Annotated in this window: 25 protein-coding genes and 1 tRNA gene; 9 read left to right on the top strand and 17 right to left on the bottom strand. The window is 67.0% G+C overall.

The genetic code is table 11. The features are described 5' to 3' along the window. Positions 1-547 precede the first annotated feature (547 nt). The 4 genes from queF to yaaA are packed head-to-tail and all read right to left on the bottom strand — an operon-like array spanning position 548 to position 3,954. Positions 548-1,405 (bottom strand): NADPH-dependent 7-cyano-7-deazaguanine reductase QueF, encoded by an 858-nt coding sequence (queF, locus tag QTI45_RS24735; protein ID WP_286656156.1) that lies wholly within the window; start codon positions 1,403-1,405, stop codon positions 548-550. After that, positions 1,402-2,295, bottom strand: a complete 894-nt coding sequence (locus QTI45_RS24730) for an alpha/beta fold hydrolase (protein WP_286656155.1) — start codon at positions 2,293-2,295, stop codon at positions 1,402-1,404. Before QTI45_RS24730 ends, queF begins: the two co-directional genes overlap by 4 nt. A gap of 10 nt (positions 2,296-2,305) precedes the next feature. Then, positions 2,306-3,148, bottom strand: a complete 843-nt coding sequence (locus QTI45_RS24725; RefSeq protein WP_286656154.1) for a 2OG-Fe(II) oxygenase — start codon at positions 3,146-3,148, stop codon at positions 2,306-2,308. Beyond that, positions 3,145-3,954: a peroxide stress protein YaaA gene (gene yaaA / locus QTI45_RS24720; protein ID WP_286374463.1), complete on the bottom strand. Its 810-nt coding sequence runs from the start codon at positions 3,952-3,954 to the stop codon at positions 3,145-3,147. The genes QTI45_RS24725 and yaaA overlap by 4 nt, the downstream gene beginning before the upstream one ends. A gap of 88 nt (positions 3,955-4,042) precedes the next feature. On the opposite strand from yaaA, the gene QTI45_RS24715 reads away from it, so the two are divergent. The 3 genes from QTI45_RS24715 to galU all read left to right on the top strand — a co-directional run bounded on the left by QTI45_RS24715 (position 4,043) and on the right by galU (position 8,965). Continuing rightward, complete coding sequence (locus tag QTI45_RS24715) at positions 4,043-5,020, top strand: MBL fold metallo-hydrolase (protein ID WP_286656153.1); 978 nt, start codon at positions 4,043-4,045, stop codon at positions 5,018-5,020. An 89-nt stretch (positions 5,021-5,109) separates the two neighbouring features. Next, positions 5,110-7,980, top strand: a complete 2,871-nt coding sequence (locus QTI45_RS24710) for a valine--tRNA ligase (RefSeq protein WP_286656152.1) — start codon at positions 5,110-5,112, stop codon at positions 7,978-7,980. 94 nt (positions 7,981-8,074) lie between these two features. Next, positions 8,075-8,965, top strand: a complete 891-nt coding sequence (galU, locus tag QTI45_RS24705) for a UTP--glucose-1-phosphate uridylyltransferase GalU (protein WP_286656151.1) — start codon at positions 8,075-8,077, stop codon at positions 8,963-8,965. On the opposite strand, the gene QTI45_RS24700 is transcribed toward galU, so the two are convergent. The 4 genes from QTI45_RS24700 to cysM form a co-directional block, all read right to left on the bottom strand. Then, positions 8,946-9,968 carry an SGNH/GDSL hydrolase family protein gene (locus tag QTI45_RS24700; protein WP_286656150.1) on the bottom strand — a complete coding sequence of 341 codons (1,023 nt, stop codon included), beginning with the start codon at positions 9,966-9,968 and terminating at the stop codon, positions 8,946-8,948. The genes galU and QTI45_RS24700 overlap by 20 nt on opposite strands. A 103-nt stretch (positions 9,969-10,071) precedes the next feature. After that, entirely contained in the window at positions 10,072-10,299 is a 228-nt protein-coding gene (locus QTI45_RS24695) for a sulfurtransferase TusA family protein (protein WP_286374458.1), read from the bottom strand. A 26-nt stretch (positions 10,300-10,325) separates the two neighbouring features. After that, positions 10,326-10,856: an NUDIX hydrolase gene (locus tag QTI45_RS24690; RefSeq protein ID WP_286374457.1), complete on the bottom strand. Its 531-nt coding sequence runs from the start codon at positions 10,854-10,856 to the stop codon at positions 10,326-10,328. Positions 10,857-10,864: 8 nt separating this feature from the next. Continuing rightward, the gene (gene cysM / locus QTI45_RS24685) at positions 10,865-11,767 is read right to left on the bottom strand and encodes a cysteine synthase CysM (RefSeq protein ID WP_286374456.1); all 903 of its coding nucleotides are present in this window, start codon (positions 11,765-11,767) and stop codon (positions 10,865-10,867) included. A 40-nt stretch (positions 11,768-11,807) separates the two neighbouring features. Here cysM and QTI45_RS24680 point away from each other — a divergent pair. Continuing rightward, positions 11,808-11,892 (top strand) — tRNA-Leu (locus tag QTI45_RS24680). A 314-nt stretch (positions 11,893-12,206) separates the two neighbouring features. Continuing rightward, positions 12,207-13,157, top strand: a complete 951-nt coding sequence (locus QTI45_RS24675) for a sigma 54-interacting transcriptional regulator (protein ID WP_444813307.1) — start codon at positions 12,207-12,209, stop codon at positions 13,155-13,157. 45 nt (positions 13,158-13,202) lie between these two features. On the opposite strand, the gene QTI45_RS24670 is transcribed toward QTI45_RS24675, so the two are convergent. Further along, positions 13,203-14,135 carry an SDR family oxidoreductase gene (locus QTI45_RS24670; protein WP_286656148.1) on the bottom strand — a complete coding sequence of 311 codons (933 nt, stop codon included), beginning with the start codon at positions 14,133-14,135 and terminating at the stop codon, positions 13,203-13,205. 39 nt (positions 14,136-14,174) lie between these two features. Between QTI45_RS24670 and QTI45_RS24665 the strand changes: the two genes are divergently transcribed. Further along, positions 14,175-15,239 (top strand): CDP-6-deoxy-delta-3,4-glucoseen reductase, encoded by a 1,065-nt coding sequence (locus QTI45_RS24665; RefSeq protein ID WP_286374453.1) that lies wholly within the window; start codon positions 14,175-14,177, stop codon positions 15,237-15,239. 19 nt (positions 15,240-15,258) lie between these two features. Then, complete coding sequence (locus QTI45_RS24660; RefSeq protein ID WP_286374452.1) at positions 15,259-16,230, top strand: Bug family tripartite tricarboxylate transporter substrate binding protein; 972 nt, start codon at positions 15,259-15,261, stop codon at positions 16,228-16,230. Here the strand turns inward: QTI45_RS24660 and QTI45_RS24655 are convergent, their stop codons facing one another. The 5 genes from QTI45_RS24655 to QTI45_RS24635 all read right to left on the bottom strand — a co-directional run bounded on the left by QTI45_RS24655 (position 16,231) and on the right by QTI45_RS24635 (position 21,400). Beyond that, the gene (locus QTI45_RS24655; protein ID WP_286374451.1) at positions 16,231-16,947 is read right to left on the bottom strand and encodes an ABC transporter ATP-binding protein; all 717 of its coding nucleotides are present in this window, start codon (positions 16,945-16,947) and stop codon (positions 16,231-16,233) included. Position 16,948: 1 nt separating this feature from the next. Beyond that, a complete protein-coding gene (locus QTI45_RS24650; RefSeq protein ID WP_286374450.1) occupies positions 16,949-17,719 on the bottom strand; it encodes an ABC transporter ATP-binding protein in 771 nt (256 codons plus the stop codon). Positions 17,720-17,737: 18 nt separating this feature from the next. Then, positions 17,738-18,919, bottom strand: coding sequence for a branched-chain amino acid ABC transporter permease (locus QTI45_RS24645; RefSeq protein ID WP_286656147.1), 1,182 nt, complete (start codon positions 18,917-18,919; stop codon positions 17,738-17,740). A 10-nt stretch (positions 18,920-18,929) separates the two neighbouring features. Beyond that, on the bottom strand, positions 18,930-19,859 hold the full coding sequence (locus QTI45_RS24640; protein ID WP_286374448.1) for a branched-chain amino acid ABC transporter permease: 930 nt from the start codon (positions 19,857-19,859) through the stop codon (positions 18,930-18,932). 248 nt (positions 19,860-20,107) lie between these two features. Next, on the bottom strand, positions 20,108-21,400 hold the full coding sequence (locus QTI45_RS24635; protein WP_286656146.1) for a replication-associated recombination protein A: 1,293 nt from the start codon (positions 21,398-21,400) through the stop codon (positions 20,108-20,110). 75 nt (positions 21,401-21,475) lie between these two features. On the opposite strand from QTI45_RS24635, the gene QTI45_RS24630 reads away from it, so the two are divergent. Next, positions 21,476-21,844 carry a hypothetical protein gene (locus tag QTI45_RS24630; protein ID WP_286374446.1) on the top strand — a complete coding sequence of 123 codons (369 nt, stop codon included), beginning with the start codon at positions 21,476-21,478 and terminating at the stop codon, positions 21,842-21,844. A 4-nt stretch (positions 21,845-21,848) separates the two neighbouring features. Here QTI45_RS24630 and lolA read toward each other — a convergent pair whose 3' ends face one another. From lolA to QTI45_RS24615, 3 genes are all read right to left on the bottom strand, one after another. After that, positions 21,849-22,481, bottom strand: a complete 633-nt coding sequence (gene lolA, locus QTI45_RS24625) for an outer membrane lipoprotein periplasmic chaperone LolA (protein WP_286656160.1) — start codon at positions 22,479-22,481, stop codon at positions 21,849-21,851. Between the two features lie 17 nt (positions 22,482-22,498). Continuing rightward, positions 22,499-24,886 carry a DNA translocase FtsK gene (locus QTI45_RS24620; RefSeq protein WP_286656145.1) on the bottom strand — a complete coding sequence of 796 codons (2,388 nt, stop codon included), beginning with the start codon at positions 24,884-24,886 and terminating at the stop codon, positions 22,499-22,501. A 127-nt stretch (positions 24,887-25,013) separates the two neighbouring features. After that, positions 25,014-25,688, bottom strand: a complete 675-nt coding sequence (locus tag QTI45_RS24615) for a Crp/Fnr family transcriptional regulator (RefSeq protein ID WP_286374444.1) — start codon at positions 25,686-25,688, stop codon at positions 25,014-25,016. A gap of 166 nt (positions 25,689-25,854) precedes the next feature. Here QTI45_RS24615 and trxB point away from each other — a divergent pair, with 166 nt between their 5' ends. After that, the gene (gene trxB / locus QTI45_RS24610; RefSeq protein ID WP_286374443.1) at positions 25,855-26,805 is read left to right on the top strand and encodes a thioredoxin-disulfide reductase; all 951 of its coding nucleotides are present in this window, start codon (positions 25,855-25,857) and stop codon (positions 26,803-26,805) included. The last annotated feature ends 38 nt before the right edge of the window (positions 26,806-26,843 follow it).

Here is a 26,843-nt window from a genome sequence, read left to right as displayed (position 1 = left end):
GCGTTTAAAGTCTTGAAGACTTTGTTCCGAAGAACTTAGCCATTCGCCTCAAACGCCCACGCTTATCGGCTGTATATTTTTAACGATCCGTCAAAACAATCTCTTGTTTTGCTTGCTTCGCTGCGATCAGCGGAGCCTTCGATTATGACACGGTTTTTATAGAACCGGCAAACTTTTTTCGCTTTCTTTCGCTTGCTTCAGTCGCTTCGCTTGGAAGCTGCTGCAGTTCGCGTTTTCTGCGGAGCCTTCGATTATGACACAGTTTTTTCAACTTCGTCAACCTCGGGAGGCTTTTTCTTTCCCGCCAGTCACTTCGATCAACTTGCAACCCTGAAGCTGCTTCGTCGCCGTCGTTTTCAGCGGAGCCTTCGATTGTGACACAGTTTTTAGAACCAGATCAAGACCGAAGGGCCTTTTTTCTCTACCGATCGTTTCGGGGTGGTGATGCTTCCCGAGGGAGGCTCAACCACCGAGTCGCCTCAGCAGAGCCATCGATTATGGCACGGTTTTGAGGGTTTCCCCTTGCCTCCCTAAACTTTTCGCAGACCTACTGCCGGGCCGTCCTGATGTTGGCAGGCAGCGCCTGCGGCCAGCTGGTGCGGAAGGGATTGATGTCCAGGCCGCCGCGCCGCGTGTAGCGCGCATAGACAGCCAGCTGGGTGGGCTGGCAGCGCTTCCAGATGTCCGTGAAGATGCGCTCGGCGCAGGGCTCGTGGAATTCGTTGTGGTTGCGGAAGCTCACTATATAGGCGAGCAGGCCCGCCTGGTCGATCGGCGGTCCGTTGTAGCGGATCTGCACGCTGCCCCAGTCGGGTTGGCCGGTCACGAGGCAATTGCTCTTGAGGAGGCGGCTGCTCAGGGTCTCGGTCACGGGCGGCTGCGTCAGGTCGGCGGACAGCAGCTCGGGCGCCGGCTGGTACTGCGAGCACTCGATGTCCAGGCGGTCGAGATCGAGGCCGTCGAGTTCTTGCACCGGCTCCAGGTCGAAGGCATCGGGCGCCAGCAGCCTGACGCCGATGCCTGCCGTGCGATCGCTGCCGCGCCACACGGCTTCGCCGAGGTCGGTGCGCAGGCGATCCCGCACCGACTGGGCATCCGCGAACACGGTGCTGTTGAAGCTGTTCAGGTAGAGCTTGAAGGACTTGCTCTCGATGATGTTGGGCGTTTCGCAGGGAATCGTGAAATGCGCGATCGCCAGCTGCGGCTTGCCGCGCGGGTTGAGCCAGCTCAGTTCGAAGGCGGTCCAGAGATCGGCGCCGAAAAACGGCAGCCTGTCGCTGACGATGCCCATCGTGTCGCGCTGGGCCGCCCGCGGGATCGGAAACAGAAGGCTGGCGTCGTACTGGTCGACGTAGGCGGATGCGCGGCCGAGCTGCGACTGCTCCGGGGTGTTGTCTAGGCTCATGAGCGGCTCTCGGCGTTGTCCAGAAAGGGAAGAATGTGATGCATGAGAAGTTCGACCACCGGTGGCGGCAGGTCGTGACCCATGCCCGGGATCGAGACGAAGCGGGCACCGGGTATGCGCTCGGCCGAATCCCGCCCGCAGGCGATCGGCACCAGCGCATCGGCCTCGCCGTGCAGCACCAGCGCCGGACTGGCGATGCGCGGGAGCATCTCGGCACGGTCGCGGTCGGCGACGATCGCGAGCATCTGCCGCACCACGCCGGCCGGCCGGTAGGCCCGGTGCATGGCGCGCCGGATGCGGTCGGCGACCACCTGGTCGTCCTGCGGATAGGCCGGGCTCTGGATCAGCCGGACCATGCCCATGCTGTGCGCCACCAGCGCCGCCTCGGTCCGGCTCGGCGGCCGCCGCAGCAGGGCTGCGGCGACATCGGGACGCGGCCCCGGCAGCCTGCGGGCGCCGCTCGAGCTCATGATGCTCACCAGGCTGGCGGTGCGCTGCGGCGCGCTGGCCGCGAGGCGCTGGGCGATCATGCCGCCCATCGATGCGCCGACCACGTGGGCGCGCGCTATCCCCAGCGCATCGAGCACGCCGAGCGAGTCGTTGGCCATGTCCTGCAGGCTGTAGGCAGAACGCACCGGCAGGCCGATGCGCTGGCGAACGCTCTGCCAGATCAGGTTGCCGGCGCCAGCCTGGTCGAAGCCCTGGCTCAGGCCGATGTCGCGGTTGTCGTGGCGCACGACCCGGAAGCCGGCATCGACCAGCGCCTGGACGAAATCGTCGGGCCAGCCGATCAGCTGCATGCCGAGCCCCATGACCAGCAGCGCGACCGGCCGCCCTTCCCCGCCGCTGTCCTCGACCTCGATCTGAATGCCGTTGGATGTGATTTTCATGGGGGCCGGGTCAGGTGAACTCGCGCTCGCGCAGCCACTTGGTCGCGACCCACTTTTCGCCGGCCAGCACCGGCGCACCGCCGTGCAGCGTGCGGGTCGAAGGATCGGGCCGGTCGTAGCTGAAGAAGACGCCGGTGCCGCGCTTGGGAGCGACCTCGAGACCGACATCGGGGAAGGTGGTGGCGCCGCCCTGCTCGGGCTCTTGCAGGTACATCACCAGCGTGGCCACGCGCTGGCCGCCGCGGCGCAGGATGGTCGGCGTGCCGGGCTCGCCGGGATCGAAGTAGTCGTAGTGCGGGCGATACTGGGCACCCGGCGCATAGCGCAGGATCTGCAGGCCCTCGCCGAATTCCAGCGGCCATCGCAGCAGCGCCGCGATGCGCTGCTCGAGCCGGGCCACGGTGGCGTTCTCGCCGCGCTCGAAGAACATGCCGTCACTGGTCCGATCGACGTTGAGCGCTTCGCCACCGGTCTGCGTCTCGACGGTGAGAGAGCGCGCGAGGCGCTGGCGCGCGGCGTCGATCAGGCTTTCGCACTCCTGGGCCGACAGCAGGTCGCCGAAGACGATGACGCGCGGATGGCGCATCGTCTGCAGCACCTGCACGCGACGGTCTCCGGCGTCGATATAGAGTGGGGACTCCGACAGGTCGGGGCCCGGCAAACCGGGGCGCGAGGGCGCCGCGACCTGGGTGCCGACGCCCTGCATCTCGATGCCCTGCAAGGCGGCATCGGCCGCGTCGTCGTGCCAGCCGGCGGCACGCATCGACGCCCGCAGGCTCGGCACCGAATGGCCGGCCGCCAGCTGGGCCGCGACCCATTCGCGCAATTCGGGGCTGATGGCCTGGCCGGTCATGCGGTCCTCCGTCGGAACACCATCCGATCCGGCTTCGACGCCGGGGCGTCGAAGGCATAGCCCTCGAGGTCGAATTTTTCCAGCGCCTTCGGCGTGGCCGCCTTGTGCAACACGGCCCAGCGCGCCATCAGGCCGCGCGCGCGCTTGGCGAAGAAGCTGACGATCTTGTAGCGTCCCGGATCGCCCTTGGCGCCGCTGCCGGCCTTCCATTCCTCGAAGACGCACTCGACGACGCGCGCCTTCAGCACGCGCTGGTCGACCGACTTGAAGTACTCCTGGGAGGCCAGGTTGATGACCACCGGCGTGCGGTCGGCGGCCAGGCGCTCGTTGAGATGCTCCGCGATGCGCGGCCCCCAGAAGGCATAGAGGTCCTTGCCGTGCCGGTTCGCGAGCTGCGTGCCCATCTCGAGCCGGTAGGGCTGGAGCAGGTCGAGCGGGCGCAGCACGCCGTAGAGCCCACTCAGGATGCAGACATGGTCTTGCGCCCAGGCCAGCTGCCGGGCATCGAGGGACTTGGCGTCGAGCCCGCCGTAGACATCGCCATCGAAGGCCAGCGCAGCCTGCTTCGCATTCTTCTCGCTGCCCTTCGATGCCCAGGCGGCATAGCGCGCCACGTTGAGCGCCGACAGCTTGTCCGACAGGTGCATCAGCTCGGCGATCTGCTGCGGCGACTTCTCGCGCAGGATCCGGATGAGCTCGGCCGCGGGACTCTTCGGGCCTTCGAAACGAGCTTGGGTGGCGGGCACGGTGTCGGGCACCGGCGTGTCGTAGTCGAGCGATTTGGCAGGGGAAAGCAGAAACAGCATCGCCGAATTATCGACCGCCCGCGCCAAAGGCCGCGACCCGGTATAGAGTGCGCCTGCATTCCCAACCCCATTCGTCTGGAGACCTGCGATGAAGGCTGCTTCCCTCTTCCGATCCGGTGCATTCGCGCTGGCCGCGGCCTGTGCCGTCGCCGCCTCCTGGAGCCCGGCCACGGCCCGGGCCGCAGCGCCGCTCGCCAAGGAACAGGCACCGGGCGTCTACCGCGTGATGGTCGGCGACTTCCAGGTCACGGCGCTGTCGGACGGCACGGTCGCGCTGCCGGTCGACCAGCTGCTGACCCGCACCACTCCGGCCCAGGTGAAGAAGATCCTGGCCCGCAACTACCTGCAGAGCCCGCTGGAAACGTCGGTGAACGGCTACCTGATCAACACCGGCAGCAAGCTGGTGCTGGTGGACACCGGTGCCGCGGGCCTTTTCGGGCCGACCCTGGGCAAGCTGGTGACCAACCTGAAAGCGGCCGGCTACCAGCCCGAACAGGTCGACGAGGTCTATATCACCCACCTGCACCCGGACCACGTCGGCGGCCTGATGGCGGGCGACAAGCCGGCCTTTCCCAACGCGACGGTGCGCGCCGACCAGCACGACGCCGACTTCTGGCTCAGCCAGGCCAACATGGACAAGGCGCCGGCCGATGCCAAGGGCTTCTTCCAGGGTGCGATGGCGTCGCTGAATCCGTACATCGCCGCCGGCAAGTTCAAGCCCTTCGACGGCGACACCGAACTCCTGCCCGGCATCCGGGCCCAGGCCGCCCGCGGCCATACGGCGGGCCACAGCCTTTTCGTCGCCGAGAGCAAGGGCCAGAAGATCGTCTTCTGGGGTGACCTGATGCACGTGGCCGCGGTCCAGTTCGAAAACCCTTCGGTCACGATCCAGTTCGACACCGATTCCAAGGCGGCCGCAGCGCAGCGACGCAAGGCCTACGCCGAGGCAGCCCGGCAGGGCTACCTGGTGGCGGCCGCGCACCTGTCCTTCCCGGGCATCGGCCGCCTTCGGGCCCAGGGCTCGGGCTACGTCTGGCTGCCGGTGAACTACGCGGCGCCGCAGTGAGCACGGCGCCCGCGCAGTCGAATAAAATCCCCTGACCTTCACCCCCACAAGCGGCATCCTGCGGGATGCCGTTCGTCTTTTGCAACGCCATGAGCGACACCCTGCCCCAACCCGGCCTCGATAGCCTTTCCAAATCCTTCGAACCCGTTGCCATCGAGGCGCACTGGGGTCCCGAATGGGAGCGGCGCGGCTATGCCGCCGCCGGCTACCGCGGCACGCAGGCGCCCAAGGAAGGCGCGCCCTCGTTCGCGATCCAGCTGCCGCCGCCGAACGTGACCGGCACGCTGCACATGGGCCACGCCTTCAACCAGACCATCATGGACAGCCTGGCGCGCTACCACCGCATGGCCGGGGCCAACACGCTCTGGGTGCCGGGCACCGACCACGCGGGCATCGCCACACAGATCGTGGTCGAGCGCCAGCTGCAGGAGCAGAAGCTCAGCCGCCACGACCTCGGCCGCAAGAACTTCGTCGCCCGGGTCTGGGAATGGAAGCAGCAGTCCGGCAACACCATCACCAACCAGATGCGCCGCATGGGCGACACGGTGGACTGGAGCCGCGAGTACTTCACGATGGACGAAGACCTGTCGAAGGTGGTCACCCAGACCTTCGTGCAGCTCTATGAAGAAGGCCTGATCTACCGCGGCAAGCGCCTGGTCAACTGGGACCCGGTGCTGAAGACCGCGGTCAGCGACCTCGAGGTCGAAAGCGAGGAAGAAGACGGCTTCCTGTGGCACATCGCCTATCCGCTCGAAGACGGCTCGGGCACGCTCACGGTCGCCACCACCCGGCCCGAGACCATGCTCGGCGACACCGCCGTCATGGTCCACCCGGAGGACGAGCGCTACAAGCACCTGATCGGCCAGCGCGTCAGGCTGCCGCTGACCGACCGGCTGATCCCGGTGATCGCCGACGACTACGTCGACCGCGAATTCGGCACCGGAGTCGTCAAGGTCACGCCGGCGCACGACCCCAACGACTACGCGGTGGGCCAGCGCCACCAGCTCGAGAACCTCTGCGTCCTGACCCTGGACGCCACCATCAACGACAACGCGCCCGAGAAGTACCGCGGGCTCGACCGCTTCGTGGCGCGCAAGGCGGTGGTGGCCGATCTCGAGGCGCTGGACCTGCTGGTCGAGACCAAGAAGCACAAGCTCATGGTGCCGCGCTGCGCCCGCACCGGCGCGGTGGTCGAGCCGATGCTGACCGACCAGTGGTTCGTCGCCATGACCAAGCCCGACGCCAGCGGCCAGTCGATCGCGCAGAAGGCGATCGAAGCCGTGAGTTCGGGCGAAGTCAGCTTCGTGCCCGAGAACTGGGTCAACACCTACAACCACTGGATGGAGAACATCCAGGACTGGACCATCTCGCGCCAGCTCTGGTGGGGCCATCAGATCCCTGCCTGGTACGACGCCGAGGGCAAGGTCTACGTGGCGCGCAGCGAAGAAGAGGCGCAGGCCCAGGCACCCGGCAAGACGCTCACGCGCGACGAGGACGTGCTCGACACCTGGTATTCGTCGGCGCTGATTCCGTTCTCGTCGCTGGGCTGGCCCGAGAAGACGCCGGAACTCGACCTCTACCTGCCCTCGACCGTGCTGGTCACGGGCTACGACATCATCTTCTTCTGGGTCGCCCGGATGATCATGATGACCAAGCACTTCACGGGCAAGGTGCCTTTCAAGCACGTCTACATCCACGGCCTGGTGCGCGACTCGCACGGCAAGAAGATGAGCAAGTCCGAAGGCAACGTGCTCGATCCGGTCGACCTGATCGACGGCATCGCGCTGCCCGAGCTGCTCGACAAGCGCACCCAGGGCCTGCGCAAGCCCGAGACCGCGCCCGCGGTGCGCAAGAACACGCAGAAAGAATTCCCGGACGGCATTCCGGCCTTCGGCGCCGACGCGCTGCGCTTCACCTTCGCCTCGCTGGCCTCCCTGGGCCGCAGCATCAACTTCGACGCCAAGCGCTGCGAGGGCTATCGCAATTTCTGCAACAAGCTCTGGAACGCGACCCGCTTCGTGCTGATGAACTGCGAAGGCCAGGACTGCGGGCTGCGCGAGCACACCAAGGAAGAATGCGCGGTCGGCGGGCCGGCCCACGGCTACCTCAAGTTCAGCCAGGCCGACCGCTGGATCAGCTCCAAGCTGCAGCGCGTCGAGGCCGAGGTGGCCAAGGGCTTCGAGGAGTACCGGCTCGACAACGTGGCCAATGCGATCTACCAGTTCGCCTGGGACGAGTTCTGCGACTGGTACCTGGAGATCGCCAAGGTGCAGATCCAGCAGGGCGACGCGGCGCAGCAGCGCGCCACGCGACGCACCCTGATCCGCACGCTCGAGGCCCTGCTGCGGCTGGCGCACCCGGTGATCCCGTTCATCACCGAAGCGCTCTGGCAGAAGGTCGCGCCAGTGGCCGGCCGCGAGGGCGAGTCGGTGATGATCGCCGCCTACCCGAAGAGCCAGCCCGAGAAGATCGACGAAGCCGCCGAGGCCCACGTGGCCCGGCTCAAGTCGCTGGTGGATGCCTGCCGCACGCTGCGCGGCGAGATGAACGTCTCGCCCGCCACCCGGATGCCGCTCTACGCCGTGGCCGACGACGCCGCGAGCAGCGCCTTCCTGCGCGACGCGGCACCGGTGCTGCAGGCGCTGGCCAAGCTCAAGGAAGTCAAGGTGTTCGACGACGCCGCGGCCTGGTCGGCCGCCGCCGAGGCGGCGCCGGTGGCGGTGGTCGGCGACGTGCGCATCTGCCTGCACATGGAAATCGACAAGGCCGCGGAAAAGGTCCGCATCGGCAAGGAGCTTGCGCGAATCGAGGGCGAGATCGCCAAGGTCAATGCCAAACTCGGCAACGAAGCCTTCGTCGCCAAGGCGCCTCCCGCGGTGATCGACCAGGAGCGCAAGCGGCTGACGGACTTCAGTGCCACGCTCGAACGGCTGCGCGACCAGCTTGTCCGCCTAGGCTGACAGACTGGCTGCGGCCGAGGCCTTTAGTATTGGGGTTGGTGCCTCCGGGTGCCTTCCCCTCCCTCCCTTTCATCCTTCAGATCGACGAAAGCCCATGTCCCAAACTTCGACGCGCATTCGCAAGGCCGTGTTTCCCGTAGCAGGCTTTGGCACCCGATTCCTGCCGGCAACCAAGGCACAGCCCAAGGAAATGCTGCCGGTGGTGGACAAGCCCCTGATCCAGTACGCGGTCGAGGAAGCCTATGCCGCCGGCATCCGCGACATGATCTTCGTCACCGGCCGCAACAAGCGCGCGATCGAGGACCACTACGACACCGCCTACGAACTCGAGTCGCAGCTCGAGGCCAGCGGCAAGACCGAACTGCTCAACATCGCCCGCTCGGTGATGCCCGACGACATGACCTGCTCCTACGTGCGCCAGCCGCGCATGCTGGGCCTGGGCCATGCCGTGCTGTGCGCCGAGCACCTGGTGGGCGACGAGCCCTTCGCCGTGCTGCTGGCCGATGACCTGATGGTCGGCCCGGACAAGGGCGAGCCGGTGCTGGCCCAGATGACGCGGGTCTTCGATCGCCTCGGCGGCTCGCTGCTGGCGGTGCAGGAAGTGCCCCTGGCGCACGTCAAGCGCTACGGCATCGTGGCCGGCGACACGGTCGAGAACGGGCTGGTCAAGGTCAACCGCATGGTCGAGAAGCCGAAGCCCGAGGATGCGCCTTCGCGCCTGGGCGTGGCCGGCCGCTACATCCTCACGCCGGGCGTGTTCGCCGAGATCCGCAACCAGCCCAAGGGCGCCGGTGGCGAAATCCAGCTGACCGACGGCATCGCCGCGCTCATGAAGAAGGAATCGGTGCACGCCTATTCCTACGAAGGCACGCGCTACGACTGCGGCAGCAAGGAAGGCTTCCTGCAGGCCACGGTCGAACTGGCCCTGGCCCACGCCGAAGTGGGCGCATCGTTCCGCGAGTACCTCAGGAGCCTGGCTCTCTAGGCGTCGGCAACAACGGCGTCAGGAAGCGCTGAAGCTCGGCGTCGCTGACCGGCGTCAGCTTCAGGCCGAAAGCCTCGTCGAGCCGGGCGACCAGCGATTGCACCCACAAGGCATTGAAGGCCACGCCCGCATGGCCGTCGGCCAATGAGATGTTGTGCGGTTCGTCGCCGGCGGTGTTGGTGATGCGCAGGTCCGGCCCGATCGCGACCGTGCCGTAGGCGGGCTTGCCGAGCGCATCGCGCGCGCCCCATCGTTCGTAGAAGAATGCGAGGTCATCGAAGAAGGCCAGCCGGGGATCGCCCTTGGTCAGATCACGGATGGCGCCGTTGAAGGCATCGAGGGCCGACCTGATGTTGACGGTGGCTGCGGCCGTCTGCCATTGGTGGAGCTTGTCGGGGTCGTCCGCCGTGTTGGCGATCCCGACCAGCAGGATGCGGGTCTTCGGATGGGATGCGTGAATCAGCGCGATGGCACGACCGATCTGCTCGGTGCAATAGGCCGTGACGGTCTTCAGTTCGGCCGCGGCCGGATCCTGCGCCTGCAGATCGGTCAGGCCGCTCCAGTTGTTCAAGCCGATGCGGATCACCACCACCCCGCGGCTCCAGCGCTCCGGATCCTGGTTCATCGCCGCCACCAGGGGCTTCACCTGATGCCGGCGCCCTTCCAGCAGGTCGTAGCAGGTGGCGCCGGTGTTGGCGAAGTTGAAAAAATAATCTTCTTTCGCCGGTGCCCGGCCGCCATCGAACCCGATCCACTGGAGCGCCTGCGCCACCAGCGCGGAGCGCCCCCAGCGGCCCCAGGTCCCCAGGTCGATCTCCTGGCCACGCAGGCGGGTCAGCACCTCGGGCCATTGAAAGGTGCGTGGCCGATAGAGCCCGCCGCGCTCGGGCGAGCCATCCGGAAAGCTGAGGCGATCCTGATAGGAATGGCTGGTCGAATCGCCCAGCACCGCCATCGAAATCGCGCCGGGACGTGCAGCGCTGTCGCCAATGCTCGAAGCCATGGGATCGTTCCAGCGAATCAAGACGAAGACAAGCGCCACCAGCGCGAGCGCGCAGGCCCCGACAGCCAGGCGGATGCTTCGCTTCATGGCGACCCGGCGTGGTTCAGCGTCGCCGCAGCACGTGGATGAAATCGCTGCCGACCGTCTGCTGGTCGACGAGATCGTTGCCGGTCTGGCGAGCGAAGGCCTGGAAATCGCGCACCGATCCCGCATCGGTCGACACCACCTTCAGCAGTTCGCCGCTGTGCATCTCGTTGAGGGACTTCTTGGCCTTGAGGATGGGCAGGGGGCAGTTGAGGCCGCGGGTATCGAGCTCTTTGTGGAAATGCATGGCCGTTCCTTGAAACTGCGGCAATTCTAGGAGGCTGGCCGCGGCCACTCCATGAACTGGGGCTCGTGCCCCCGCGTGCGCAGCCAGTCGGCCAGCGCATAGCCGGTGCCCGCGGGCCAGCAGCGCAGCGACGGCAGGTCGTAGAGGCGATAGTCCACCAGCTCGGGCGACAGTCGAACCTCGCCGTCGGCGACCGCGTGGTAGGCGACGATGACCTGGTTCATGCGCTGGAAATCGTAGACACCGACCAGGTTCAGTTCGCTGGCGTCGAGGTTGGTCTCTTCCTTGATCTCGCGCGCGATGCCTTCCTGCGGCGTCTCGCCGGCCTCCATGAAGCCGGTGATCAGGGCGTACATCTTGTGCGGCCAGGCCGCGTTGCGCGCCAGCAGCACCTGGCCGCGGTACTCGATGATCGCGGCCAGCACCGGCGTCGGATTGTTCCAATGGGTCCAGCCGCAGGCCGGACAGCGCAGGCGCGACTTCGGGCCGCCGTCCTCGGCGAGTTCGATGTGCGCCAGGGACGTGGCGCAGTCGGGGCAGAACTTGGGTGTGGCCATGGTGTCCTTCAGGCCGGGAAGACACCGGTGGAGAGATAGCGGTCGCCGCGGTCGCACACCACGAAGACGATGGTTGCGTTCTCGACCGTCCTGGCGATCTCGAGCGCGACCCACAGCGCCCCGGCCGCCGAGATGCCGCCGAAGATGCCCTCCTCGCGCGCCAGCCGGCGGCACATCTCCTCGGCGTTGTCCTGGCTCACGTTGACCACCTCGTCGACGCGGCTCGGATCGTAGATCTTCGGCAGGTACTCCTGCGGCCACTTGCGGATGCCCGGGATGCGCGAGCCTTCGTCGGGCTGGGCGCCGACGATGCGCACCGCCGGATTCTTTTCCTTCAGGAAGCGGGACACGCCGGTGATGGTGCCGGTGGTGCCCATCGCGCTCACGAAGTGCGTGATGCGACCGCCGGTGTCGGCCCAGATCTCGGGGCCGGTGGTTTCGTAGTGGATGCGCGGATTGTCGGGATTGGCGAACTGGTCGAGCACCCGGCCCTTGCCCTGCTGCACCATCTGCTCGGCGAGATCGCGCGCGTATTCCATGCCGCCGCTCTTGGGCGTCAGCATGAGTTCGGCACCGAAGGCCTTCATGGTCTGGGCGCGCTCGACCGACAGGTCCTCCGGCATGATCAGGACCATCCGGTAGCCCTTGATTGCCGCCGCCATCGCCAGCGCGATGCCGGTGTTGCCGGAGGTCGCCTCGATCAGGGTGTCGCCGGGCTTGATCTCGCCGCGCTCCTCGGCGCGCTTGATCATCGACAGGGCCGGCCGGTCCTTGACCGAGCCGGCCGGATTGTTGCCCTCGAGCTTGCCCAGGATCACGTTGCCGCGCTGCGCATTGGCGGCCGCATCGATGCGCTGCAAGGCGACCAGCGGCGTCTTCCCAATCGCGTCTTCAATCGTCGGATATTGCATAGGGGCACTGTGCCATAATTTTGGGCTGCCTTCCTTTCGTGCCCGGGTGGTGAAATTGGTAGACGCAGGGGACTCAAAATCCCCCGCCGCAAGGCGTGCCGGTTCGATTCCGGCCCCGGGCACCATCCCGCGCTCCCGCGCGGGCCGCATTCGCGCAGCGCCGCGGACCGCTAAACCTTGTGGCCTAGAGGGCCAGTCCAAGCACGGGCTCAACGAGAACTTAGGGCTTCTTTTCTCGACGCAAGGCCCGTTTCCCAAGTACGCCGTCAGTCATATTGCACTTCGTTGCGAGCCGAGTAGATTCGCTCCACGAAGGCCGGCTGTAGGCCCTCACTTACGAAGTTCCCGACCCGCCACTCAGCTTCGCGTCCTCATGCCGCTACCCAATCCACAGCCAGGCCCATGTGTATCGGAAGGAAGGAAGCGACTCCATGACGAGATCGTCGGCGCGTCGGCCGCGCACCAGCGAATGGTCGCGCAGCTCGAGCGGATCGCAGCGACCGAGGCACCCGCGCTGATCGAGGGCGAGACCGGCTCGGGCAAGGAGCTCGCCGCCCGCGTGATCCACTACGGCGGCCTGCGCAGCGCCCGGCCCTTCGTGCCCGTCAACTGCGGCGCGCTGCCCGAGATGCTGATCGAATCGGAACTCTTCGGCCACGAGCGCGGCGCCTTCACCGATGCGCGCCAGGCCCGGGCCGGCCTGGTGGCCGAAGCCAATGGCGGCACCCTGTTCCTCGACGAGGTCGATGCCCTGAGCGGCAAGGCGCAGGTGACGCTGCTGCGCTTTCTCCAGGACCAGCGCTACCGGCCGCTGGGCACGGCCCGCGAGCTCAGCACCGATGTGCGGGTGGTCGCCGCCTCCAATCGCCCGCTGGCCGCGCTGGTCGCCCAGGGAGCGTTTCGCGCCGACCTCATGTACCGGCTCAAGATCCTCCACCTTGTGCTGCCGCCGCTCAGGGAGCGCGTCGGCGACATCGACCTGCTCGCGACGCACTTCATCCGCCGCTTCAGTGCCAAGTACGGATTGCCCGCCAGGACGCTGTCCGCGCAGGAGCTTCAGTGGCTCCGCAGCCAGCCCTGGCCCGGCAACATCCGCGAGCTCGAGAACTGGGTGCATCGGGAATTCCTGATGGGAGGCGGCATCCCGGTGCGCCAGGAGGAGCCGCCGCGCCCCGAGCCCGCGATGACCGAGGACTGGGACGACAGCGGCCTCATGCGCTTCCAGCTCGCCAAGGCCGAGGCGGTTCGCCTCTTCGAGCAGGACTACCTGCAACGCGCCCTGCGCCAGGCCGAGGGCAATGTGACGCGGGCCGCGCAGATGGTCGGCAAGGAGCGGCGCGCCTTCGGCAAGCTGCTCAAGAAGCACGGCATCGAGCGCGACGCGGCCTGAAGAGGCGGCCCGCCGCGTGCGTGAGACGGACCGCTGCCGGGCGCCTCAGCCTGCCGATCGCAGCCCCGCGGCCACCGTCGGATAGCGCAGCCGCACCCGCAGTTCGCGCTTGAGCCGGGCGTTGTCGAGCCGCCTCGATTCACCCATGAAGCTCAGCAGCGACAGGGGCAGCTGGGCCTGCGCCTCGACGCGCGCGATCCGCGGCGGCAGCGGCAGGCCATAGAGGCGGGCCGCCAGGTCGACGTAGTCGCCCATCTTGAGCTCGCTGTCGTCGCTGGCATGGAACACGCGCTGCGGACCGCCGCGCCACAGCGCCGCGACGCAGATGCGGGCCAGGTCGTCGGCGTGGATATGGTTGGTGTAGACGTCGTCCTCGGACCGCAGCACCGGCGTGCCCTTGCGCAGCCGTTCGCGCGGCGTTCCGCCCTCGCGGTCGGGCGCATAGATGCCGGGAATGCGCAGGATCCGCACGGCGATGCCGGCGCGGCCGAGCCAGCGCGCCGTGCGTTCGGCATCGACGCGGCGGTGCGCGCGCGGCGTGTCGGGCCGCAGCGCGCGCGTCTCCGGGATCCGGGCGCCGCCGCAGTCGCCGTAGACGCCGCTGGTCGAGCCGTAGACGAAGGCCGAAGGCAGCGATCGCAGGCGCAGGCTGCGCGCCAGCGCCAGGCTGCGCGCGTCGCGCCACCATCGCGCGCCCTCCTCGACGCGCGCCGGCGGCGCCAGGTGCAGCACCCGCGTGGCCAGGCCCGAGAGCCGCCGCAGCGAGGCCGGCTGGTCCAGGTCCCCCAGGATCGGGGTGATGCCCGCCTGGCGCAACAGCGGCAGGCGATCGGTCGAGGAGGTCAGCGCGATCAGCTTCACGCGGCCTCGCAGCTGCCCGGCGGCGCGCAGGCCCACGTCGCCGCAACCGACCACGAGCACGCGCTCGCGCCGGAAGCGTGAAGGCCTCGCACCGAGGGGGCTGTTGATTGAGGGCAAAATCCGTTCTCCCTTTTGAGCACAGAACGAAGAATACCCATGACCAGCGCAGCGCCGAGCGAAGCGGGCTTTCAGATCACGGTGGAGCCGAGCGGGCGCCATTTCGCCGCCCTTGCCGACGAAACCATCCTGGCGGCCGGCATCCGCCAGGGCATCGGCCTCCCCTATGGCTGCAAGGACGGCGCCTGCGGCTCCTGCAAATGCAAGAAGCTGTCGGGCAAGGTCAGCCTGGGCCCGCACCAGAGCAAGGCGCTGAGCGCCGAAGAGCAGCTCGCCGGCTACGTGCTCACCTGCTGCGCCCGGCCCGAGAGCGACGTCGTCCTCGAATCGCGCCAGGTGACCGAGGCCGGCGCCTTCCCGATCCGGAAGATGCCGGTGCGGGTGCAGGCGCTCGCCAAACAGTCGCACGACGTGGTCCTGCTGCGCCTGCAGCTGCCCGCGGGCGAGCCTCTGCAGTTCCATGCGGGGCAGTACGTGGAGTTCATCCTGCGCGACGGCACCCGGCGCAGCTACTCGATGGCCAATGCGCCCCATACGCTGCAGCAGGCCGGCACCGGGCTCGAGCTGCACATCCGGCACCTGCCGGGCGGCAAGTTCACCGACCATGTCTTCGGCGCCATGAAAGAGAAGGAAATCCTGCGCATCGAGGGCCCGTATGGCAGCTTCTTCCTGCGCGAGGACTCCGCCAAGCCGCTGGTGCTGCTGGCTTCGGGCACCGGCTTCGCGCCGATCAAGGCGCTGCTGGAGCACATGCAGTTCAAGGGCATCGATCGGCCGGCCACCCTGTACTGGGGCGGGCGGCGGCCGGAGGACCTCTACATGGACGAATGGGTACGCACCCAGCTCCAGCAGATGCCGAACCTGCGCTACGTGCCCGTGGTCTCGAACGCGGTGCCCGAGGACGACTGGCGCGGACGCACCGGCTTCGTCCATCGCGCGGTCATGGAAGACTTCGACGACCTCTCGGGCCACCAGGTCTACGCCTGCGGTGCGCCGATCGTGGTCGACTCCGCCAAGCAGGACTACATCGCGCAACGCGGACTGCCCGAAGACGAGTTCTACGCCGACGCCTTCACCACCGAGGCCGACAAGGCCCTGCCCTGAGACACACCCGATGCACCCCATGAAAGCCCGTCATTTCCTGCTGACCCTGCTGTCGGCCGCAGCCCTGCTGGCAACCGGCCAGGCGAACGCGCAGCAGCGGCCGATCCGGCTGATCGTGCCCTACGCCGCGGGAGGTCCGATCGACGTCACGGCGCGGGTGCTGGCCGAGCGCGTCAAGGATTCGCTGGGCACCGTCATCATCGACAACAAGCCCGGCGCCGGCGGCAACATCGGGGCCGATGCAGTGGCCAAGGCGGCGCCTGACGGCCTGACCATCGGCATCGCGGCCACGGCCACGAACGCGGTCAATCCCTGGCTCTACGCCAGGATGCCCTTCAACGCCGCCACCGACTTCGCGCCGGTGACGCAGATGGTGCGCGTGCCCAACGTGCTGGTGATGAACGCCGAGACCGCGCAGCGGCTGAAGATCAACACGCTGGCCGACCTGATCGCCTACGGCAAGGCCAACCCGGGCAAGCTCAACTACGGCAGCGGCGGCAACGGCAGCGCCGGCCACCTGGCGGGCGAGATGTTCAAGAAGGAAGCCGGCATCTTCGCGGTCCACATCCCCTACAACGGCGGCAACCCGGCGCAGCTCGCGCTGCTGTCGGGCCAGGTCGATTTCAATTTCGACAACCTCGCGACGGCGGCGCCGAACATCCGCTCGGGCAAGCTGAAGGCGATCGCGGTCACCACCGCGCAGCGCAGCGCTGCGCTGCCCGAGGTGCCCACGGTGGCCGCCACGCTGAAGGGCTTCTCCATCGACACCTGGTGGGGTCTGGTGGCGCCGGCCGGCACGCCGCCGGAGGTGGTCGCCAAGCTCAACCACGCCTTCGTCGCCGCGCTCGATTCGCCCGACACCAGGACCCGTTTCGCGACGCTGCTGGCCGAACCCGTGGCCAGCACGCCGGATCAGTTCGGCGCCTTCATGAAGAGCGAACTGGCCAAGTACGAAAAAGTCGTCAAGGCCACCGGCGCAAAGGTGGACTGATCACTCGCCGAGATAGGCGGCCCGGACCTTCGGGTCGCTCAGCATCACCTTGGCGTCGCCGCTCATCGTGATCAGGCCCGACTCCATCACATAGCCGCGGTCGGCCAGCTGCAGGGCGCGGCTGGCGTTCTGCTCGACCAGCAGCACCGTCACGCCCTGGTCGTAGACCTGCTTCACGACCTCGAAGATCTTGTCGACCATGATCGGCGACAGGCCCATCGACGGCTCGTCGAGCAGCAGCACCTTGGGGCGCGCCATCAGCGCGCGGCCCATCGCCAGCATCTGCTGCTCGCCTCCCGACATCGTGCCGGCCAGCTGCGTGGCGCGCTCCTTGAGCCGCGGGAAGGTCGCGAACACGCGCTCGATGTCCTTTTCGATCTCGGCCTTGTCCTTGCGGATGTAGGCGCCGATCTGCAGGTTCTCGGTGATCGTCATGCGCGTGAACACGCCGCGGCCCTCGGGCACCATCACCAGCCCTTCGCCGACCAGGTCCCAGGCGCCGCGGCCCTTGATGCTCTTGCCGAGGAACTCGATGTCGCCGGCCAGGAAGGGCAGCGTGCCCGTGATGGCCTTCATGGTGGTGGTCTTGCCGGCGCCGTTGGAGCCGATCAACGACACCAGCTCGCCCTCGCGGACCTCGAAGTCGATGCCCTTCACGGCCTGAATGCCGCCATAGGCGACCTTCACGCCGCTCACCTTCAGTAGTGTCTGTGCCATCTCAGTGTCCTCCCGTGCCGAGGTAGGCCTCGATCACCTTTTCGTTCTTCTGCACGTCCGCCGGGGTGCCCTCGGCGATCTGCTTGCCATAGTCCAGCACCGTCACGCGGTCGCACAGGCCCATCACCAGCTTCACGTCATGCTCGATCAAGAGGATGGTGCGGTTGTCCTTGCGAATGCGGTCGATCAGCTCGCGCAGCATCACCTTCTCGGTCGCATTCATGCCGGCCGCCGGCTCGTCGAGCGCGATCAGCTGCGGGTCGGTGGCCAGCGCGCGGGCGATCTCCAGGCGCCGCTGGTCGCCGTACGACAGCGTGCGGGCCTTGTAGTCGGCAAACTTGCCGATGCCGACATACTCGAGCAGTTCGTGCGCCCGCTCGGCGATCGCCGCCTCTTCGGCCTTGAAGCCGCCGGAGCGGAAGATCGCGCCGAACACGCCCGAATGCGTGCGCACATGGCGACCCACCATCACGTTCTCGAGCGCGGTCATTTCCGCGAAGAGTCGAATGTTCTGGAAGGTGCGCGCGATGCCGGCCTTGGCCACCTCGTGCACCGCGGTCGGCTGGTAGGGCTTGCCGGCCAGCTCGAAGCTGCCGCTGTCGGGCGTGTAGAGCCCGGTGATCACGTTGAAGAAAGTGGTCTTGCCGGCACCGTTGGGGCCGATCAGGCCGTAGACCTGCCCGCGCAGGATCTTGATGCCGACATCGGAGAGGGCCTGCAGGCCGCCGAAGCGCTTCGAAATGCCGCGGACGTCGAGAATGGTTTCAGTCATGTTGCTTGCGTCCCTGGCTCACGGATTGATCGACATCGGACGCGAGGCGGCACCGGGCACTTCGTCGGCCGGCGTCTCGATGCCGGGCGCCGCCGCGGGCATGCCCGACGCCGGCTGGGTGCCTCGGCGGGCCAGCGACTTGCCATGGTCCGGCGATGGCCAGAGGCCGCGCGGACGCACCAGCATGATGATGATCATCGCCAACGCGATGAACAGCTGGCGCAGGATCGAAGCGTCGAGCCGGCCACCGGTCATCGATTGCAGCGGCGCTGCCACATAGCGCAGCACCTCGGGCAGCGAGGCCAGCAGGACCGCCCCGAGGATCACGCCCGGCAGGTGGCCGATGCCGCCCAGCACCACCATCGCCACGATCATCACCGACTCCATCAGGCTGAAGGACTCGGGCGACACGAAGCCCTGGAACGACGCGAACATCGCGCCGGACACGCCGCCGAAGCTGGCACCCATCGCAAAGGCCAGCAGCTTCATGTTGCGGGTGTTGATGCCCATGGCCTTGGCCGCGATCTCGTCTTCGCGGATCGCCATCCAGGCGCGGCCGATGCGCGAGACCTGCAGGCGGTGCGAAACGATGATGGTGAAGATCACCAGCGCCAGGAACAGGTAGTAGTACAGCGTCACCGAGGAGATGGTGAAGCCGTCGAACTTCAGGGCCTTGCCCAGGTTCAGGCCCCAGAAATGGATCGGGTCGATGGCGGTGATGCCCTTCGGTCCGTTGGTGAGGTTGATCGGGTGGTCCAGGTTGTTCAGGAACACGCGGATGATCTCGCCGAAGCCGAGCGTCACGATCGCCAGGTAGTCGCCGCGCAGCTTGAGCGTGGGCGCGCCCAGCAATGCACCGAACAGCGCCGCCAGCCCCAGTGCCGCAGGGATCACCAGCAGCAGCGAACTGTGCAGCCCGTTCGGGAACATGGCCTTGACGGCCGGGAAGGTGTCGGTCAGGTGAGGCGATCCCAGCAGCGCATACAGATAGGCGCCGATGGCAAAGAAGGCGACATAGCCCAGGTCGAGCAGGCCGGCATAGCCCACCACGATGTTGAGGCCGAGCGCCAGCATCACGTAGAGCAGCGCGATGTCCGCGATGCGGACCCACGCGTTGCCCTGGCTTTGCAGCAGCAGCGGCAGCACCAGCAGGCCGACCGCCGCCAGCACGAAGAAGAAGATGTTCTTGCTGTTCTTCATGGCGCGCTCCTCAAGCCCGGTCCGCCACGCGCTCGCCGAGCAGGCCGGAAGGCCGCAGCGTGAGCATGATGATCAGCACGACGAACGCGAAGATGTCGCTGTAGTGGCTGCCCAGCACACCGCCGGTGAGAGTGCCGATGTAGCCCGAGCCGATGGCCTCGATGAGCCCCAGCAGGATGCCGCCGACCACCGCGCCGGCCAGGTTGCCGATACCGCCGAACACCGCCGCCGTGAAGGCCTTGAGTCCGGGGATGAAGCCCATCGCATGCTGCGCGATGCCGTAGTTGGAGGCGTACATCACGCCCGCAACCGCCGCCAGCACGGCGCCGATGATGAAGGTCGCCGAGATCACCATGTCCGGGCGGATGCCCATCAGGGCGGCGACCCGCGGATTCTCGGCGGTGGCGCGCATCGCGCGGCCGAGCTTGGTGTAGTTGACCAGCCAGGTGAGGACCGCCAGGCAGATCGCGGTCACGCTCAGGATCATGACCTGGGTCGGCGAGATCACGGCGCCGCCGATGTGGATCGGCGTGGTCGACAGCAGGTTCGGATAGGCCTTGTTGGTCGGCTTCCAGATGATCATCGCCAGCGTCTGGAGCAGGATCGACATGCCGATCGCGGTGATCAGCGGTGCCAGCTTCGGGCTGTTGCGCAGCGGCCGGTAGGCCACCTTCTCGATCACGAAGTTGAGCGTGGCGGCCACCACGCAGGCGATCAGCAAGGCGATCAGCAGGATCAGCCAGCCCGGCGTGCCGGGCATCGACTCCTGCATGAGGCCGATGATGCTCCAACTGGTCAGGGCCCCGACCATCAACACTTCCCCGTGGGCGAAATTGATGAGGTTGATGATGCCGTACACCATGGTATAGCCCAAGGCTATCAAGGCGTACATGCTGCCGAGAACCAGACCGTTGATGATCTGCTGCAGCAAGATGTCCATAACGAAAATCCCTTTTTTTGTGTGTCGACGCCCTCGAGAGGCGCCCGGCTGACCCCTGCGTTCTGGTTGGAACGCCAGGGTTTCACTTAGCAAAAAACCCGCCAGCATGTGACGACGGCGGGTTTGTGGCGGGATTGTAATTAGCGCGGATCGCCCTTCTGGTGCGTATTCGACGGGGTTTTCCCGCTGGCGCACATCCGAAGTGCATCGGTGGCGCAAGGGAGTATCGGCGTCTCTGCCGGGCAGTATCAGCCGGCCGCGTCCTGGTTGCGTTTTCGCAGTTCGCGCAGCTTTTCCGCGATGCGGATTTCGAGCCCCCGCTCCACGGGACGGTAGAACGGCGGCGCCTCGAGGCCTTCGGGCAGATAGCTCTCGCCGGCCGCGAAGCCGCCCTCCTCGTCGTGCGCGTAGCGGTAGCCCTTGCCGTAGTCGAGCTGCTTCATCAGGGTCGTCGGCGCGTTGCGCAGGTGCATCGGCACCGGCCGCGTGCCGTCCGACTTGATGAAGGCCTTGACTTCGTTGTAGGCCTTGTAGACCGCATTCGACTTCGGTGCCACCGCGAGATAGACCACGCACTGGGCCAGCGCCAGCTCGCCTTCGGGCGTGCCGAGGCGCTCGTAGACTTCGGCCGCGTCGAGCGCGAGCCGCAGCGCGCGCGGGTCGGCCAGGCCGATGTCCTCGCTCGCCATGCGCACCAGCCGGCGCGCCATGTAGCGCGGGTCGGCGCCGCCATCGAGCATGCGCACGAACCAGTACAGCGCCGCATCGGGGTCGCTGCCGCGCACCGACTTGTGCAGCGCCGAGATGGTGTCGTAGAACTGCTCGCCGCCCTTGTCGTAGCGCCGCAGCCGCTCACCGAGCACGCGCAGCAGCCAGACGTCGGTGATGTCGGTCAGCTTCTCGGCCTTCGCGGCGACCGCCAGCGTCTCGAGCGTGTTGAGCAGGCGGCGGGCGTCGCCGTCGGCATAGGCGACCAGGCGATCGACCGCCTCGGCATCGATCTTCGGCACCGCCTGGATGTCCTGTGCCCGCTCGACGATCTTCTCGAGATCGGCCTCGCCGAGCGGCTGCAGTACGTACACCGCGGCCCGCGACAGCAGGGCCGAATTGACTTCGAAGGACGGGTTCTCGGTGGTCGCGCCGATGAAGGTGAACAGGCCCGACTCGACATGCGGCAGGAAGGCGTCCTGCTGGCTCTTGTTGAAGCGATGCACCTCGTCGACGAAGACGATGGTGCGGCGCTGCTCGAGCCCGTCGCGCGCCGACAGGGCGCGTTCGACCGCGTCGCGGATGTCCTTCACGCCGCCGAGCACCGCGCTGATGCTCAGGAACTGGGCGTCGAAGGCATCGGCCATCAGGCGCGCGATGGTGGTCTTGCCCACGCCGGGCGGGCCCCAGAGGATGCAGGAGTGCGGCTGGCCGGACTCGAAGGCGATGCGCAGCGGCATGCCCGGGCCGAGCAAGTGCTGCTGTCCGATCACTTCGCCCAGCGTGCGCGGGCGGAGTCGTTCGGCAAGAGGTTGGTGGGTAGGGATGGCCATGGGAATCGGTAGTGTCGCCCAGCATCCTAGTCGGGTGGACTTGACAGTCGCGGTCAAGGCGCCGAAGGTGCGCGGATGCGCTTCGGCAAGCTTCTTCCCGCGAGCTTCAAGGACTACGAAGCCGGCAAGCACCGGCGCTACGGCCTGCTCTTCTCGGTCAATGGCGGCGCCTTCGCGATCGCCAAGCTGCTGACCGACGCGAAGGCCGTCGCGGTGCTGGGCGCGCTGACGCTGCAGCACCTGTCGGTGGGCATGATCCTGTTCACGCTGCTGATGACGCTCGACATCTTCCTGTTCGGCCGCAACCTTCGCAGCACGCTGCCCGCCGACGCCTTCGAGGAAAACGGCAGCACCGTGGCGATCTTCGGCCTGCCCGGGCAGTGCGTGCTGGCCCTGACCGGCCTGCTGATCTGCGCCGGCTGGTACCTGGTTGCCTGGGGCTGACGCCCTACTGGCGGACCAGGTCGGCGCCGCTCGGCACCTTGAACTGGAAGGTCGACGCAGGCAGCGACGGGTTGACCTCGACCTTGCCGAACTTGAGCACCGAGCGCTGCCCGAAGCTGTCGAGGATCTCAAGGGCGGACAGCGCGTCGCCCTGGAAGCCGACCTGCACGCTCTGCAGCTGGCCGTCCTTGCTCTTGGGCGTCGCCTTCACCCACTGCAGCCCGTCGCGCTCGGGCGCGGCCTCGAGCGTGAAGTCGGCCTGCAGGGCGCGAAGATCGGGCGCCGCGGCGATCAGCGCGGCGGGCGTGGAGCCCAGCGCCTGCGCCTGCTTGCGTTGCGTCACCTGGTTCAGGTCGGCGTCGTAGAGCCACAGCGTCTCGCCGTCGGCGACGATGCTCTGGACGAAAGGCTTCTTGTAGTCGAACCTGAATCGGCCCGGCCGCTGGAACTCGAAGCTGCCGGTCGAGACCTTGGCGCGCGACTCCTGGCCATCCTTCGGCGGCGCCGTCACCGTCTGGGTGAATTCAGCCCGGCCCGACTTCACGCCCTTCACGAAGGCTTCGAGGCTCTCCATGCCGCCGGCCGACGCGGCAACCGCGGCCAGGCCGAGCACGGCACCCGCGAACAGCTTCTTCATCGTCATCCTCGAATCGTTCATTCAGTCCTTGCAGGAACCAGGATCTCGCGCTGCCCGCTGCCGCTCATGGCACTCACCAGTCCCGCGTTCTCCATGTCCTCGACCAGCCGCGCGGCGCGGTTGTAGCCGATCTTCAAATGGCGCTGCACCAGGGAGATGCTGGCCTTGCGGTGCTTCAGAACCACCTCGACCGCCTGGTCGTACATCGGGTCCTTCTCGCCGCCGCCATCGCCGCCGCCATCGCCCAGCAGATCGCCGTCGCCATCGACCGTACCGCCTTCCAGCACGCCTTCGATGTAGTCCGGCTCCCCTTGCGACTTGAGGTAGGCGACCACACGGTGCACCTCCTCGTCGCTCACGAAGGCGCCGTGCACCCGCACCGGCAGGCCGGTGCCGCTCGGCATGTAGAGCATGTCGCCCATGCCCAGCAGCGCCTCGGCGCCCATCTGGTCGAGGATGGTGCGCGAGTCGATCTTGCTCGACACCTGGAAGGCGATGCGGGTCGGGATGTTGGCCTTGATCAGGCCGGTGATCACATCGACGCTGGGCCGCTGGGTCGCCAGGATCAGGTGGATGCCGGCCGCCCGCGCCTTCTGCGCCAGGCGGGCGATCAGCTCCTCGATCTTCTTGCCGACCACCATCATCAGGTCGGCCAGTTCGTCGATCACGACCACGATGTGCGGCTCGCGCGCCAGCGGCTCGGGGCTGTCGGGCGTCAGGCTGAAGGGGTTGTAGATGAACTCCTCGCGCGCCTTGGCCTCGTCGATCTTGGTGTTGTAGCCGGCCAGGTTGCGCACGCCGAGCTTGCTCATGAGCTTGTAGCGCCGCTCCATCTCGGCGACGCACCAGTTGAGGCCGTGGGCCGCCTGGCGCATGTCGGTGACCACCGGCGCCAGCAGGTGCGGAATGCCCTCGTAGACCGACATCTCGAGCATCTTCGGGTCGATCATGAGCAGGCGCACGTCGCGCGCCTCGGCCTTGTACAAGAGGCTCAGGATCATCGCGTTGATGCCGACCGACTTGCCCGAGCCGGTGGTGCCGGCCACCAGCACGTGCGGCATCTTGGCCAGGTCAGCCACCACCGGATTGCCGATGATGTCCTTGCCCAGGCCCATCGTGAGCATCGACTTGCCCTCGTTGTAGACCTGCGATCCGAGGATCTCGCTGAGCCTGATCGACTGCCGCTTGGCATTCGGCAACTCGAGCGCCATGTAGTTCTTGCCGGGAATGGTCTCGACCACGCGGATCGACACCAGCGACAGCGAACGCGCCAGGTCCTTCGCGAGGCCCACGATCTGCGAGCCCTTGACGCCGGTGGCCGGCTCGATCTCGTAGCGCGTGATCACCGGGCCCGGCGAAGCCAGCACCACCCGCACCTCGACGCCGAAATCCTTGAGCTTCTTCTCGATCATTCGAGAGGTCATCTCGAGCGTGTCGGCGGACACCGTTTCCTGGCGCGCCTGCGCGGCATCGAGCAGGTCGACCTGCGGCAGCTTGCTGTCGGGCAGCTCGCGGAACAGCGGCTTCTGGCGTTCCTTGGCGACCCGGTCGCTCTTCGGCACCTCGGCCAGCGCCGGCTCGATCTGGACCGGCGGCGATGGCGCTCGCCGCTTGGGCCGCGGCAGGATGCGCAGCTCTTCGTCGGGCACCTCGGGCTCGGGCCCGCTGTCGAACGCGGACACCTCTTCACGCTCGCGCACCGCCTGCTTGCCCATCGCGATGTCCTGGGCGATCTCGCGCTTTTCGCGCCGCGACTCGAACAGCGAATAGAGACGCGTGCCGATCCGTTCGGCGATCTGGCCCCACGAGAAGCGGAACACCAGTGCCGAGCCGATCACGCCGCCGGCGATCGCGATCAGCGCCGAGCCGGTGAAGCCCATCCACTTGACGCTGGCCGGCCCGACCAGGTAGCCCAGCACCCCGCCCCCATGCCCGGGCAGCCGGAATTCGAGCCGGTAGAGCCGCGACCATTCGAGCACCGCGCTGGCACACAACAGCAGGATCAGTCCGAACCAGAAGGCCAGCCGGCTGCGATTGAACGGGCCGCGCGGGGTCGGCTCGCCGGCCGCGGGCTCGCTGCCGCGCATCCAGCCGGCCAGTGAGGACAGCCATACGCGCAGGCCGGCCGCCAGGCACCACCAGACCGAATAGCCGGCCAGGAAATAGCTGGCGTCGGCCACCCAGGCGCCGATGCGGCCGCCCCAGTTCTTGACCTCGCCGCCGGTGCCCGAGGTCGACCAGGCGGCGTCCGAGGGCGTGAAGCTCAGCATCGCGAGCAGCCAGAACAGCAGCACCACGAAGCCGGCGATCAGCGTGATCTCGTGCGCAAAGCGCATCGCGCGCAAGCGCACCGGCTGCGCCTCGCCGGGCGCGGCGTTTTGAAGTGTATTGAGCGAATAGGTCATGAAAGGCAAGCCGTCCAGCCCGCACGGGCGGGCTGGAGATCCGGCAAAACTACAACGAAAACGCCCCCTGCCGCGTTGTCAGCGCCAGCGACGTCGTGGCCGGCCCGCGACGCCGCCGGCCTGGCGGTCAGGTGAGCGATGAGAGTCGTTCCTTGACGATCATCGAGCCATCGGTCTGGGTCTGGACGAAGCCGCGCTCCTCGAGATCCTTCATGACGCGGCTGACCATCTCGCGCGAAGCGCCGACCATCTTGGCCAGATCCTGGCGCGAGATCTTGTCGCGCACCTTGAGGTTGCCTTCGCCGTCGTCGACCGCGAACTCGAGCAGCGAACGCGCCACGCGGCCATAGACGTCCATCAGCGCCAGCGATTCGATCTTGCGGTCGGCATGGCGCAGGCGCGCCACCAGGCCGCGCATGATGTTGTACGACATCGACGAGTTCTCGGGCAGGCAGCGCGCGAAGGCTTCGCGGTCGAGCATCAGCACGTCGGTCTGGATCTCGGTGCGCACGGTCGCCGAATGCGGTTCGTCGTCGATCATGCTCATTTCGCCGACGTAGTCGCCTGGATGCAGGGTCGCGAGGATCACCTCGCGGCCGCGGCTGTCGGTGCTCATGACGCGGGCCCGCCCGGTCAGGATGATGTAGAGCGCATCGGACTTCTTGCCCTGCTCGACCACCACCTCGGCACGCTTGAAGCGCTTCTTGACGATCGCGTCGGCGATGCTCGCGGACTGGGAGGGTGTCAGCGCAGCAAACAAAGGCACGCGACGGAGCAACTCAAGATTGGACAGCATCGACATTCATCAATCCCCGATTCGACGCGATTGCACTACCGATGGATTCATACAATCGCGCCCATTGAAAGGAGTCGCCGGCCGGGCTTGAACCGAACGGTGATACTCCATATCTATCAAACACCCCGAAAATGTACACGCTGCTGTAGCGTCAATCCTAGGTTTTCTACTCATGTCCACCACTTCGCACGCTAAGGTTCTCATTCTCGGCTCCGGGCCGGCCGGCTATACCGCTGCAGTCTACGCGGCGCGCGCCAACCTCGAACCCATGCTGATCACCGGGATGGCCCAGGGCGGCCAGCTGATGACGACCACCGAGGTGGACAACTGGCCGGCCGACGTCCACGGCGTGCAGGGCCCCGACCTCATGCAACGCTTCCTGGAGCATGCCGAGCGCTTCAAGACGAAGATCGTCTTCGACCACATCAGCAAGGTCGACTTCAGCAAGCGTCCCTTCACGCTGACCGGCGACAGCGGCACCTACACCTGCGATGCGCTGATCATCGCCACCGGCGCCTCGGCCAAATACCTGGGGCTCGAGTCCGAGCAGCACTTCATGGGCCGCGGCGTCTCGGGCTGCGCCACCTGCGACGGCTTCTTCTACCGCGAGCAGGAAGTCTGCGTGGTCGGCGGCGGCAACACGGCGGTCGAGGAGGCGCTTTACCTGTCGAACATCGCGAGCAAGGTCACGCTGGTGCATCGGCGCGACAAGTTCCGCGCCGAACCGATCCTGATCGACAAGCTGCACGCCAAGGTGGCCGAGGGCAAGATCGAGCTCAAGACCCACAACACGCTGGACCAGGTGCTGGGCGACGATTCGGGCGTGACCGGCATCCGGCTCAAGAACACCCAGACCGGCGCCACCGAGGACCTGCAACTGAAGGGCTGTTTCATCGCGATCGGCCATCACCCGAACACCGACATCTTCCAGGGCCAGCTCGAGATGAAGGACGGCTACATCCTGACCCGCTCGGGCCTGCAGGGCTTCGCGACCATGACCAGCGTGCCGGGCGTGTTCGCTGCCGGCGACGTGCAGGACCATGTCTACCGCCAGGCGATCACCAGCGCCGGGACCGGCTGCATGGCGGCCTTGGACGCACAGCGCTTCCTCGAGCAGGAGTAAGCGCCAAGCGGGCTCGCTGGAGCCTGGGTGGTGTTTGG

It is taken from the genome of Variovorax saccharolyticus, assembly GCF_030316765.1.
Classification (GTDB): domain Bacteria; phylum Pseudomonadota; class Gammaproteobacteria; order Burkholderiales; family Burkholderiaceae_C; genus Variovorax; species Variovorax saccharolyticus.
The sequence above is the reverse complement of the archived record's forward strand: the minus strand, read 5'-3'. Positions and strand labels throughout refer to the sequence as shown.